Here is a 12,668-nt window from a genome sequence, read left to right on the forward strand (position 1 = left end):
CATCGAGAGGAGGTGCAGCGCAGCAAACCGGAGGCGATGCGCCCGGATCGATCCCGGAGCGAAGGAACCCCGAGCCCCAGCGAGCGGGCCGAACGCCAGGGCAAAGCGTTTTGGTTACTTTTTCGGCGTCTGGAAAAAGTGACCCGCCGTAAGGGCGGAACCGTAATCCGAAGCACCCAAAAAAACGGATATGTACCCCTAACAACCCAAAGCATGGTCGGCCCACAGGCCGCCAAGCCTAAAAGCCCTAAACCAAATCCGGATCCAGGGACGAACGCAAAGAATTACTCTCCAACTCATACCGCAACTCGTCAATCAAAGCATCAACCGACTCCGGCGTACGCAACGCATCAAGCTTCAACCCACTGATCACCAGATCCACCTGCCCCGACACCGGGTGATACAGCTTCACGGTCAGCGAATGGTCACCATCCACCAGACACTCACACGCCAGCGGCGAAAAACTGCGCTCAAGCTGCGCGCGCAACTGCGCAAGATTCATCATTGCGGTTGTTCCTTTAGCAACTTCGAAGGGACGCGATCACAAACCTGAAAAGGCTCGCACCGCACCCCACCAGACTAAGAACAGTCGCCCGGCATCAACACCTCAAATTGCACCAAGCGCACTAGTGCATTTGCACCCTCTACCGCTGCCCCTTGCCCTCCGCTCCGCCGGAAAACAATCCCCGCTCCCGCGCCCAGACAATCGCCTCACTGCGGCTGTGCACATCCAGCTTGGAATACACCGTCGCCACATGATTGCGCACCGTGTTCGGCGCCAGTTTCAGCCGCGCCGCGATCTCCTTGTCGGCCAGCCCCTCGCAGATCAACCCCAACACATCACGCTCGCGCGCCGTCAGATCGGTGAACGACACGCTGGGCAATTGCGGCGAATTGACCTTCTTCACATTGGCCAGCTTTTCGATCAGCGTGCGACTGAACCAGGAAGCGTCTTTCATCACCTCCTCAATCGCCGCCACCAGCTCAAGTTCGGTTCGCTTGCGCTCGGTGATGTCCATCAACACCAGCAAATAACACGGCATGTCTTGAATATTCACGGTGTCGGCGGACAATGCGCACTCCAGCACATCGCCGTCCTTCCTGCGCACCTGCACGTCAACCCGATCAACCCGCCCGCTGTGTTGCAGGGCCGTCAGTAACCGTGCACGTGCCCCTTTGTCACTGACGAAGTCCAGTTGCGTCACGGTCTTGCCGAGCACGTCCTCGCTGTCATAGGCCAGGGTTTCGAGGAACGCCTGATTGACGTCGATCACCTGCTGCTCATCGGCACTGCAAATCAGGATCGGCACCGGCGTCAGGCGAAACGCCTTGGCAAACCGCTCCTCGCTCTGGCGCAGCGCCACCTCGGCCTTGTGCCGCAGTTCCATGTCGACGAAGGAAAACAGCATGCAATCTTCATCGTTGAGGGTCAGCGGCTGACCGGCCACGATCACCTGCTTGCTGCCGCCATCGGGCAGGCGCAGTTCGGCCTGCATCTGCGGGATGGTCGCCACGTCACGCAGGCGCTGAATGGCCAGATCCCGGTGTTCGGCCTGCTCGAAAATGTCGATTTCATAAGAGGACGTGCCAATCACTTGCTCACGGGTGTAGCCGGTCATCTCCAGAAATCCCGGATTGACTTTGATGTAGCGCAGGTCGCTGAGACGACAGATAACCGCCGGTGCCGGGTTGGCGTTGAACGTTCTTTCAAAGCGCTGCTCGGCATTGGCCCAGTCGGTAACGTCGCTCATGATCAGCACCAGCGATTCGGGCTGCCCTTCGCGATCGGTGAGGATCATGCTGCGCACGCTGTGCACCCAGATGCGCTCGGGGTCGTCGATCGGCGACACTTCGATCAGCACGTCACTGAAGCTCTCACAACGCGCCACGCGGCTGATCGGGTAGTTTTCGGCGCTGATCGAGTGATTATTGCGATAGCGCAGGTTGAACTTTTTAGCGTATTCGTCGGCATTGTGGCCCAGATCGGTGATCCGGCTGACACCGTGCATGGCCAGCGCGGCTTCGTTGGCCCAGAGGATGCTCTGATCCAGCTCCAGCAAAATCACCCCGTCGGACAGCCCGGCGATGATCTGCTGCAACTGGCGGCGGTTGGTTTCGGTGGTCAGGACTTCCTGGCTCATTGGATCTCCACAAGTGATACGCCCATGTGAAGAGTACGACCGCACGCGCTTGCGATCGTGCCAGCGTTAAATTCTTGCAACAACGCAAATCCCCTGTGGGAGCGAGCTTGCTCGCGAATGCGGTACTTCATTCAGATCATTTTTCGACTGACACTATGCCTTCGCGAGCAAGCTCGCTCCCACAGGATTCAGTGTTGGCTTGGGTGTTCGATGAGTTCACGCAGTGTATCGAGAAACAGCTTGAGCACCGGCGAAGCATCATCCGCGCGATAAGTGGCATACAACGGCACTTCCGGCAGCGCCGGGGTCAAGCGCCGGAACACCAGCCCCGCCGGCGCCAATTGCTCAATGGACGCCGGTAACAGCGCCACGCCAAACCCGGCGCGCACCAGACTCAACAAGGTCTGCACCTCGATCACCTGCTGGCGAATCTGCGGGGTGAACCCGGCCTGTATGCAGCATTGATAAAGGAAGTTGGCAAACCGCGACTGCTTCAGTTCCAGCGCGACAAACGGTTCGCGGGCCAGATCCGCCGGCGCCAGCACCTCGCGGTCAGCCAGCGGATGATCCGCCGGCATCACCACGTGTATCGGCTCATAGATCAGCAACTCATTGCGCAACTGCGGATCGTCATAGCCCACGCGAAACACACAGGCATCGATGCGCTTCTCCTTCAACGCCTTGACTTGCGCCGCCGGGGTCATCTCGTGCAAGCGCCAATTGACCTGCGGATAGCGCTCGCGAAACAGGTGCAAGGCCTTGGGCAGCACGCCGACCATCACCGAGCTGATCATGCCGATTTCCAGTTCGCCGAGCAGACCGCGCCCGGTTTGCCGCGTCAGGTCCAGCGCCCGCTCGAGCTGTTCGAACACCAGCGGCGCCTGCTCCTTGAGCATCTGCCCCGCCGCTGTCAGCTCGACCCGATGATGGCTGCGCTCGAACAGCGGCGTGCCCAGTTCCTCCTCCAGCAAACGAATCTGCTGGCTCAGCGGTGGCTGGCAGATGTGCAGGCGTTCGGCGGCGCGACCGAAATGCAACTCATCGGCGAGTGCCATGAAGTAGCGGAGCAGACGCAAGTCCATGGCGATTTACCCCAGGTTCAGTGGCGTCGAACGCTGGCGCACGCCGGTCAGCGCGAACAGCGCGTTGGCGATGGCCGGCACCACTGACGGACTGCCCAACTCGCCGACGCCACCGGGTTTGCTCGGCTCGCCGTCAAGTACGAGGATGTCGGTGGCCGGCATGTCGGACATGCGCGTGACGCGATAGTCGTGAAAGTTGCTCTGCACCACCCTGCCCTGTTTGATGTCGAGCCGGTCGAACAACGCGTGACCAAAGCCCCACATCAGGCCGCCGTAGATCTGTTCCTCGACACCGCCCGGCGACACCGCCAAACCGCAATCGACCACGCAGGTGAGTTTCTCGACTTTCGCCTTGCCGTCGACCGTCACCACGCGCGCGACCACGGCGATAAAACTGGTGTAACCCTGATTGGTCGCGATCCCCAGCGCCGTGCCCGGCGGCAATGGTTTGCCCCAACCGGCGCGTTCGGCAGCTTGCTTGAGCACCGCCACATGGCGGGGTCTTTCCTGCATGTTGGCCAGCCTGAACGCCAATGGATCTGCACCGGCCGCATGCGCCAGTTCATCCATGAAGCTCTCGACGGCAAACACGTTGGGGATGAAGCTCACCGAACGATACCAGCCGCTTGGCACATTGCTTTCGTGCTTGACCCAATTCAGCTGCAGATGCGGCGGACGATAGGCGAAGTCCCACGCGGTGATCGCCTCGGTAGTGCTGTAATCCATTTTATCCGGACGTTCGAAATAGCCCGGCTCCCACTGTTCCGGCGAGGCCGGCGACACCGCGTGCAGTTGCAGCGCGCTGAGTTTGCCTTGCTCGTCGAGCGCGCCTTTGACCCGATGCAACGTCGCCGGATGATTGAACAGCGCGTGCATTTCGTCTTCACGACTGTTGAGCAACTTCACCGGCACGCCGGTTTTCTGCGCCAGATACGCGACTTCGAACAACCAGTATTTGGCCTCGCGCGCACCGAAGCTGCCGCCCGACACCAACTCATGAATGGTCACATTGGCCTTGTCGATCCCGCACACGGTTTGCGCCGCTTCCAGCGCCGAGGACGGCACCTGCACGCCGCCCCACCAAGTGATTGCCTTGTCCTTGACCTGCGCGGTGATGCAGATCGGTTCCAGCGGGTTTTGCACCTTGTAGGGCATGGTGTAATCGGCTTCGATCAGCTTCGCCGCACCCGCCCATTGCCCGGCAACATCACCGTGGGTCATGGCTTTGACGGTTTGTGCTGTTGGATCGCCGATGGCTTTGGCTTGAGCGCTGAATAACTGCTCGCTGTCGAAACCGGCCAAAGGTGAATCGCTCCATTTGATGTCCAGCACTTTACGGCCCTGCTGCGCCGCCCAAAAGGTATCCGCCAGCACCGCAACGCCTTCCAGATTGCCGCCGAGTACATCGGCACGACCCGGAATCGCCAGCACCTTGCGCACACCCGGGACCTGTAACGCCGCCGCCGAATCGACGCTGAGCACTTTCGCGCCAACCACCGGCGCACGCTGAATCACCGCCACCAGCATGTCCGGCAATTGCACGTCGATGCTGTACTTGAAACGCCCGCACACCTTGGCCGCCGCATCACGTTTGTGGCGCAGCTTGCCGATGTATTTGAACTGCGCCGGATCCTTCAGCGTGACGTTTGTCGGGGCGGGCAGATTCGCCGCGACGCCGACCAGTTCGCCGTAACCGAGGCTGCGCTTGCTGGCTGCGTGCACGACCCGGCCTTCCTCGGTGGTGCAACTGTCGGGGCTGACTTTCCACTGTTTCGCTGCAGCGCTAATCAACAGCGCACGCGCCGTGGCACCGGCCATGCGCAAGCGATCGTATTCAAGGGAAACGCTGGTGCTGCCGCCCGTGGAGAAGACTTTCCAGACCGGGTGAATGTAGGTTTCGAAGAACGGATCTTCCGGGGTGATCACCTGCACGGTCAGCGGGTTGACGTCCAATTCTTCCGCCACGCACGCGGCCAGCGCGGTGTGCGTGCCGGTGCCGGAATCGTGCTTGTGCACCACCAGTTTCACCGTGCCGTCGGGAAAGATGCGCACCCAGGCATTCGGCTCGAATTCGCTGGCCGGCGCTGGGGCTTTAGGGTCAGTGGCTGCCATGCTGCCCGGCAGATACAGGGCAATCGCCAGACCCGAAGCAACGGTCGCCGCTTGCTTGAGAAATACCCGCCGCGGCAGTTCGATGCGGGTGTCGTCGATGAGGCTCATCAGGCCTCCTTCGGCGCATTCGCCGCACGTTTGATCGCTTTGTTGATGCGCCCGTAAGTGCCGCAGCGGCAGATATTCCCGGACATGGCATTGCGGATCGAATCATCGGTCACCGCTGCACCGGTGTTGAGCAACGCGGCGGCGGACATGATCTGCCCGGATTGACAGTAGCCGCATTGCGGCACATCTTCGGCGACCCAGGCCAGTTGCAGCGGATGGTTTTGCGTTGGCGACAAACCTTCGATGGTGGTGATGCTGTGGCCCGCGACGGCGGCCGCCGGCAACTGGCAGGAACGCACCGCGACGCCGTCCAGGTGCACGGTGCAAGCACCGCACAGGCCCATGCCGCAACCAAACTTGGTGCCGGTGAGTTTCAGTTGATCACGCAAGACCCATAACAAGGGCATGGAGGAGGACGCTTCATCCAGCTCGCGTCGTTCGCCGTTAACCGTGAATGCAATCATTGTCAGGCTCCAAAAGAGCGGCCCGTCTTTGTGCGGGCCTGGTGACCGATTATTGGAACCCCGAGCAAAACCCGGCCAGCGACGATTTCTGCCAACCGCTGTAAGCAGGACTAACAACATGTACAAGCGATACCCGTCGGTGCAGTCCATGAGCGCGTTTATCCACGCGGCGCGCAGCGGCAGCTTCTCCAGCGCTGCGCGCAAACTGGATCTGACCCACAGCGCGATCAGCCAGCAGATTCGCGCACTGGAGGATTTCATCGGTCAGCCGCTGTTCGTGCGTGAAGGTGGCGGCAGCAACCTGACCGATGCCGGGCAGTTGTTTGCCAGTGTACTGTCGGATGGTCTGGCGCAAATTGATCGGGCGCTCTCGTCGGTGAAAAACCGTAGCGTGGCGCAGCGTTTGACCTTGGATGTCGACAGTGAACTGGCGCAGAGCTGGCTCAACCCGCGCTTGCCGCAGTTGCTCGATGGGCTGCCGGATTACGAGGTGACGCTGCTGTCGATGCCGCGCAGTGATCGCAGCACGTTTGAGCGGGTGGATCTGGCGTTGCGCTACGGCTATGGCGATTGGGATGACTGCGAGATGACGCAGATCTGTGGCGATCGGGTGCTGGCGGTGGCTTCGCCTGAACTGCTGGCGCAACACGGATTGCAGGTGCCGTTGAGCCCGGCGCAGATTCTGCAGTTGCCATTGTTGGGCTATACGCGGCGCTCGTGGATTCCGTGGCTGGATGCCGCCGGGATGACACCGACCGAACCGCCGGCGCGGGTGATTTTTGATAATGCGGCGAATTTGATTGCGGCTGCCGAGGCTGGTGTCGGCGCGGGACTGGTGCGCGGATTACTGGCCGCCGATGCCTTGCGCAGTGGGCGGTTGGTGGCGTTGAACGAGGCGCAGATTGCCGCGCATTACAACCTTTACGCGGTGTGGCCGCATGGGCAGGCTGAGCGTGTGGCGCCGGTGGTTGAAGTGATCAGGCAGTTGGCTTTGCGTACGCTTGAAATCCCGCCCTCACCCTAACCCTCCCAAAACGTCGGACCGCCCAGAGGTAGAGGGGACTGACCGTGGGATATTGACGAAGTACACCGACGTGCACCTACTGCTTTGAATCCATAATCGACTCGATCTTTCAGGTCGATGTCAGGCACAAGACACCTCGGTCGACCCCCTCTCCCTCCGGGAGAGGGCTGGGGTGAGGGGCTCTTGATCCAGCACCGGGATCTAAATACACAGTCCATATCGCCCAAGTATCACCACCCCGTCCAATTAATATTGTACGAACCCAACCCCGCCTTCCAATACTCGCCCTCAGCAGCCACCCACCCGGGCCGGATGCGAACAGGCGAGGGAATGCGCGAGTCTTGCGCATAGAAACGGCCGATTGCCCGGGACGTGGATGCCGAGAGCCGCAAGGCTCCCTTCCCCGCAATCAGGAGATCGACTGCAATGATCATCGATATCAGCTGCTATCCCACGGATCTCGTGGACCTCGCCTGGAGGCATGACGGTGACCCGTTCACCGGCGAGCGTCTGCTGGAGATGATGGATGGCCCGTACATGGTCAACGGCAAGCCTCGCCGCATTGACAAAGCCTTCATCCAGCCGCCGCAGGGCAACACGATTTACACCTGGACCGACGGCGACCTGACCGGCCGTGAATCCATCGACGCCTACATGGCCTACACCCTGAAAATGGTCCAGACCTACCCGGATCGTTTCATCGGTTGCTTCGTCTACAACCCGCGCTGCGGCGTGGAAAATGGCGTCGAAGCGATCGAGCGCTACGTCAAGGAACACGGTTTCGGCATGGTGCAGATGCAGGCCAACATGCACGCCTACCGTCCTGACCGCGCCCTCGACTGGGTACGCCCATGCTTTGAGAAATGCGCCGAGCTGGGCATTCCGGTCAAGCTGCACACCGGCGACGGGCCTTACAGCATCCCGTCGGAATGGGTGCCGATGATCAAGGAATTCCCTAACGTCAATTTCATCATGGCCCACTTCGGTGTGCAGACCGGCGGCGTCTACGTGTTCGAACCGATGCAATGGGCGATGGAATTGCCCAACGTCTACTGTGAATCCGGCTGGTGTCTGCAATCGCGGATCGTCGAGTTCGCCAAGGTCTTGCCGACGCACAAAATCCTCTTCGGCACCGACACGCCGCCGAACGAACCGGGCATGTGGCTGCGCTTGCTTGAGGTGCTCTGCCACGAACCGCCGCAGGGCCTGAACCTCGACGAGGACACCCTCGAAGACTATTTGGGCAACAACACCGCGCGGATGATCGGCCTCGAACCGACCCCGCCACCCCGTTCCGTTTCCGAAGCAGAGGCGCAACTCAAGCGCCCCGTCACCACTCAACTGGCCAGGAGCTGAACCGATGATCATCGACACCCATCTGCACCCGACAAATCTGGTCGATGAGGCCTGGCGCCACACCGGCGAACCGTTCACCGGCGAGCGCATGCTCAAGTTGATGGACGGCCCGTACATGATCAACGGCAAGCCACGCCGCATCGACATGGGTTTCATCCAGCCGCCACCGGGCAACACCGGTTATCGCGACGGCAACCGTCGGGGCCGCGAAGGCGTACGCGACTACATGTCATACATCGCCGAACTGTGCATGAAGTACCCGGATCGCTTCATCGGCAACTTCAACTTCAACCCACGCTGGGGACCGGAAAACGGTGCAGCGGAGCTGGAATTCCACATCAAGGAATACGGCTTCAAGATGCTCAAACTGCACGCCAACATGCACGGCTATCGTCCGGATCGCGCACTCGACTGGTTGCGCCCGGCGATGAAGGTCTGCGCCAAGTACAACATCGTCGTGCTGATCCACACCGGCGACGGCCCGTACACGATTCCGACGATGTTCTACCCGATCATCCGCGAGTTTCCGATGGTCAATTTCATCATCGGCCACTTCGGTATCCAGACCGGCGGCAACTACTCGTTCGAAGCGTTCTGGATGGCGATGGACACGCCGAACGTGTACTGCGAATCGGGCTGGTGCTTCCAGTCGCGGATCGTCGAATTCGCCAAGGAACTGCCGCGCAACAAGATCGTGTTTGGCACGGATTCGCCGCCGAACGAGCCAGGGATGTGGCTGAGGGAACTTGAGGTGTTGTGCTCGCCGGCACCGCAGGGTTTGGGGATTGATGAGGATCATCTCGAGGACTACCTGGGCAACAACATCGCCCGGTTGTGCGGGATCGAACCGACGCCACCGCCCAAAGACCTGGCCGAAGCCGACATACGCCTGACCACCACGTACCTGTAGCCATACACATAACCTGTGGGAGCGAGCTTGCTCGCGAATGCGGTGTGTCATTCAACAACGATGGTGACTGAACCAATGCCTTCGCGAGCAAGCTCGCTCCCACAGGGTTCGTTGCCAGGATTTAAAAGCACAGCGACTTTACAGGCACAAAGATGACCCGGCGTTCGTTCGTCCGGCAGGCCAACGGCTGGCCGCGCGAACGCCTCTCACCCCTGCGTGCCTGCTTTTTACGAGGTGACACCATGACCCGTTCGACGCTCGGCGATTCTCAGGACTTTCACGTGTTCATCGACGCCTATCGCCGTGAGTACCCGGACGATGTGCTGACCGTCACTCACCCGATTTCTGCCGATCAGGACGTCACCGCCCTGGTCGATGCCCTCGCCGCCCAGGGCCGCGATCCACTGCTGATCTGCGAAAACGTCGGCAACCTCGGCGTGCCGGTGGCGACCAATCTGTTCGCTTCCCGCACCCGTATCGCCCGACTGTTCGGCGTAACGCCTGCGCAGCTACACGAAACCTTCCAGACCCGTGCGAACCAGCCCATCGCCCCGCGTTATGTAGAAAGCGGCCCGATCCTCGATGAAGTCTTCGAAGGCGAAGCGCTGGACCTGGCGCTGCTGCCGATGCTCAAGCATTTCGACAGCGATCGCGGCCCGTACATCACCAACGCGATCATCGTGGCCGAAGACCCGCTGACCGGCATCGCCAACATGAGCTATCACCGCTCGATGCGCCACGCCCGCCAGGCCCTCGCTACCAGCCTGCACTCACGCGGCCACCTGTGGCGGATGCTGCAAACCGCGCGCGAACGTGGCGAAGAATTGCGTGTGGCCATGGTGGTCGGCGCGCATCCTTTATTCATGCTCGCCGCCGCTGCACGCTTGCCCTATGGCGCCGATGAGCGCGCCGTCGCGGGTGGGCTGTTCGGCGCGCCGCTGGAGCTGGTGAAAACGCCGCGCTACGGCATCGGTGTGCCAGCGTATGCCGAGTTTGTTCTGGAAGGCGCGATTGACCCTGCGGCCTACGCCGAGGAAGGGCCGTTCGGCGAATTCAGCGGTTATTCCTCGGATCGTTCGACCAACAACGTGCTGCGCGTCGACACCTTGTTAAAGCGCAAAGACGCCTGGCTGGTCGACGTCATGGGCGGTCGCTACGCCGAACACCTGACCCTCGCCCGTCTGCCGCGCGAAGCGGAAATGAGCGAGAAGCTCAAGGCGCGTTTCCCCGCCGTCACCGCCGTGCATTACCCCAATTCCGGCACGCACTTTCACTGCTATGTGGCGCTGGACCAGAGCCGCGACGGCGAGGCGCGGCAGATCATGCTGGCGCTGCTCGGCTGGGATCCGTACCTGAAAACCGTGATCGCGGTGGACAGCGATATCGACATCAGTGACGACAGCCAGGTGTTGTGGGCACTGGCCACGCACTTCCAGCCGCACCTGGATATTTTCACCATCGATGGCTTGCCCGGCAGTCCGCTCGATCCATCGTCGTCGGTCAATGGCACCACTTCGCGGATGGGCCTGGATGCCACTCGCGGTTCGGGCTTCGACGGGATCAAGGCGCAGCTCGATCAGGAAGTTCTGGAGCGCGCGCGGGTTTTGCTCAAAGGGCTTGAAGCGTGAACCGGCAACGGCTGGTGGTCGGCATCAGCGGCGCGTCCGGGTTTATCTACGGCGTGCGACTCCTGCAATTGCTCGCCGAGCTGAACATCGAAAGCCACCTGATCATCAGTCGCGCCGCGTTGCTGACCATGGCTCACGAGACGGACTACAAACTGGCTGACGTCACCGCGCTGGCCAGCCACTACCTCCGCGCCGATGACGTCGCCGCCGGGATCGCCAGCGGATCGTTTCGCTGCCTCGGGATGGTGGTTGCACCGTGTTCGATGAGGACGCTGGCAGAGATCGCCACCGGCACCTCATCGGGGCTGATCGGCCGCGCTGCAGACGTCACGCTCAAGGAGCGCCGCACGCTGGTGCTGATGGCCCGGGAAACTCCGTTGACCCTCGCCCACCTGCGCAACATGACCGCCGTCACCGAGATGGGCGGAATCATCGCCCCGCCAGTACCGGCGTTCTACGCCCGCCCGGAAAACCTCGGGCAAATGGTCGACCACAGCCTTGGTCGCGTGCTCGACCTGTTTGGTCTCGACTCTGGCACCGCACAACGATGGAGGGAACACCAAGCATCCTGTGGGAGCGAGCTTGCTCGCGAATGCGGTGGGTCAGCCACCCTCCGCGCTAAATGACACACCGCCTTCGCGAGCAAGCTCGCTCCCACATTTGATCTCACTCCGACAAAAAGTACCTGAGGAGCTTTAGATGAACACTTCCTTCAACGCCCCAACCCGCAACACCAAAATCCCCGTGACCATCCTCACCGGTTTCCTCGGTGCCGGTAAAACCACCCTGCTCAATTACATCCTCAAGGAAAACCACGGCCGTAAAATCGCCGTGATCGAAAACGAGTTCGGCGAGGTCGGCATCGACGGCGATCTGGTGCTCAGCTCCGAGACCGAGGAAATCTACGAGATGGTCAACGGCTGCGTGTGCTGCACCGCCGAGGTTCGCGAGGACCTGGTGCGCATCGTTCGCGAGCTGGTCGCGCGCCCGGTGCGCCTCGATCACATCCTGATCGAAACCAGCGGCCTGGCCGATCCGTACCCGGTGGCGCAGAGCTTCTTCATCAACGATCCGATTGCCGAGGAAGTCGAACTCGACGCGATCGTGACCATGGTCGACGCCAAGCACATCGCCCAGCATCTGGAGGATCTGCAACTGGACGGCGTCGATAATCAGGCGGTGGATCAGATTGTTTGTGCCGACCGGATCGTCATCAACAAGGTCGATCTGGTCAGCGCTGAAGAGGTTGAAACCCTGCGCGGCAAGATCCGTGGATTGAACGCCACGGCAGATCTGGTGACCTCGACCCATGCGCAAATCGACCTGACGAAAATCCTCGGTATCGGTGCCTTCGAATGCACGCAGAAGCTCATGGAAATCGGCGCGGATCAGCACGATCACGATCATCACGACCATGAGCATCACGCTGAGCACTCTATTGAAGAGCAGGATCACCAACACGACCCAAGCGTGTCATCGGTAGGCATCGCCGTGGACGGCGCGGTCAACCTGATGGCGTTCCATCGCTGGATCAGCGAACTGCGTTCCTCTCAGGCCGACAACCTCTATCGCATGAAAGGCGTGCTCGCGGTGGCCAACGAAGACCAGCGCTACGTGCTGCAAGGCGTGCACAGCCTGGTGGAATTTCGCGCCTCGACCGCGTGGGGCACGGAGCCCCGTTCGAGCAAGATCGTCTTCATCGGCCGCGACCTGGACCGCGCGGCGCTGAACCAGGGCTTCGCCGCCTGCCTGGCAGGCTGAAACAAGGCATCGGAGCCGGTGGATGGCGGCTTCGCAGCACGAATGACTGATGTTCGCCACTTGGGGCTGCACAAGTCCCTGT

The 12,668-nt window shown here is 61.1% G+C and carries 11 protein-coding genes and 1 pseudogene; 6 read left to right on the plus strand and 6 right to left on the minus strand.

Annotated elements, in window-relative coordinates; all coding sequences use genetic code 11:
- Positions 1-247: 247 nt before the first annotated feature.
- From A8O26_RS22860 to A8O26_RS22880, 5 genes are all read right to left on the minus strand, one after another.
- Positions 248-505 carry a DUF1652 domain-containing protein gene (locus A8O26_RS22860; RefSeq protein ID WP_064119988.1) on the minus strand — a complete coding sequence of 86 codons (258 nt, stop codon included), beginning with the start codon at positions 503-505 and terminating at the stop codon, positions 248-250.
- Between the two features lie 139 nt (positions 506-644).
- On the minus strand, positions 645-2,141 hold the full coding sequence (locus A8O26_RS22865; RefSeq protein WP_064119989.1) for a helix-turn-helix transcriptional regulator: 1,497 nt from the start codon (positions 2,139-2,141) through the stop codon (positions 645-647).
- Between the two features lie 188 nt (positions 2,142-2,329).
- Positions 2,330-3,223 (minus strand): LysR substrate-binding domain-containing protein, encoded by an 894-nt coding sequence (locus tag A8O26_RS22870; protein ID WP_064119990.1) that lies wholly within the window; start codon positions 3,221-3,223, stop codon positions 2,330-2,332.
- A 6-nt stretch (positions 3,224-3,229) separates the two neighbouring features.
- Positions 3,230-5,443, minus strand: coding sequence for a xanthine dehydrogenase family protein molybdopterin-binding subunit (locus A8O26_RS22875; RefSeq protein WP_064119991.1), 2,214 nt, complete (start codon positions 5,441-5,443; stop codon positions 3,230-3,232).
- Positions 5,443-5,907, minus strand: coding sequence for a (2Fe-2S)-binding protein (locus tag A8O26_RS22880; RefSeq protein WP_064119992.1), 465 nt, complete (start codon positions 5,905-5,907; stop codon positions 5,443-5,445). The genes A8O26_RS22875 and A8O26_RS22880 overlap by 1 nt, the downstream gene beginning before the upstream one ends.
- 118 nt (positions 5,908-6,025) lie before the next feature.
- Between A8O26_RS22880 and A8O26_RS22885 the strand changes: the two genes are divergently transcribed.
- From A8O26_RS22885 to A8O26_RS22895, 3 genes are all read left to right on the plus strand, one after another.
- On the plus strand, positions 6,026-6,931 hold the full coding sequence (locus A8O26_RS22885) for a LysR substrate-binding domain-containing protein (protein WP_064119993.1): 906 nt from the start codon (positions 6,026-6,028) through the stop codon (positions 6,929-6,931).
- A 426-nt stretch (positions 6,932-7,357) separates the two neighbouring features.
- A complete protein-coding gene (locus tag A8O26_RS22890) occupies positions 7,358-8,287 on the plus strand; it encodes an amidohydrolase family protein (protein WP_008081962.1) in 930 nt (309 codons plus the stop codon).
- A 4-nt stretch (positions 8,288-8,291) separates the two neighbouring features.
- A complete protein-coding gene (locus A8O26_RS22895) occupies positions 8,292-9,197 on the plus strand; it encodes an amidohydrolase family protein (protein ID WP_008081961.1) in 906 nt (301 codons plus the stop codon).
- Positions 9,198-9,207: 10 nt separating this feature from the next.
- Here A8O26_RS22895 and A8O26_RS30360 read toward each other — a convergent pair.
- Positions 9,208-9,318 (minus strand): annotated as a pseudogene (locus tag A8O26_RS30360) (metal ABC transporter ATP-binding protein); the annotation flags it as partial.
- Between the two features lie 121 nt (positions 9,319-9,439).
- Here A8O26_RS30360 and A8O26_RS22900 point away from each other — a divergent pair.
- The 3 genes from A8O26_RS22900 (at position 9,440) to A8O26_RS22910 (ending at position 12,586) form a co-directional block, all read left to right on the plus strand.
- Positions 9,440-10,825, plus strand: a complete 1,386-nt coding sequence (locus A8O26_RS22900) for a UbiD family decarboxylase (RefSeq protein ID WP_064120162.1) — start codon at positions 9,440-9,442, stop codon at positions 10,823-10,825.
- Complete coding sequence (locus A8O26_RS22905) at positions 10,822-11,451, plus strand: UbiX family flavin prenyltransferase (protein ID WP_064119994.1); 630 nt, start codon at positions 10,822-10,824, stop codon at positions 11,449-11,451. The genes A8O26_RS22900 and A8O26_RS22905 overlap by 4 nt, the downstream gene beginning before the upstream one ends.
- A 73-nt stretch (positions 11,452-11,524) precedes the next feature.
- Positions 11,525-12,586 carry a CobW family GTP-binding protein gene (locus A8O26_RS22910; RefSeq protein WP_064119995.1) on the plus strand — a complete coding sequence of 354 codons (1,062 nt, stop codon included), beginning with the start codon at positions 11,525-11,527 and terminating at the stop codon, positions 12,584-12,586.
- Positions 12,587-12,668 lie beyond the last annotated feature (82 nt).

This window comes from Pseudomonas fluorescens, from assembly GCF_001648775.1.
In the GTDB taxonomy this organism is placed as follows: domain Bacteria; phylum Pseudomonadota; class Gammaproteobacteria; order Pseudomonadales; family Pseudomonadaceae; genus Aquipseudomonas; species Aquipseudomonas fluorescens_M.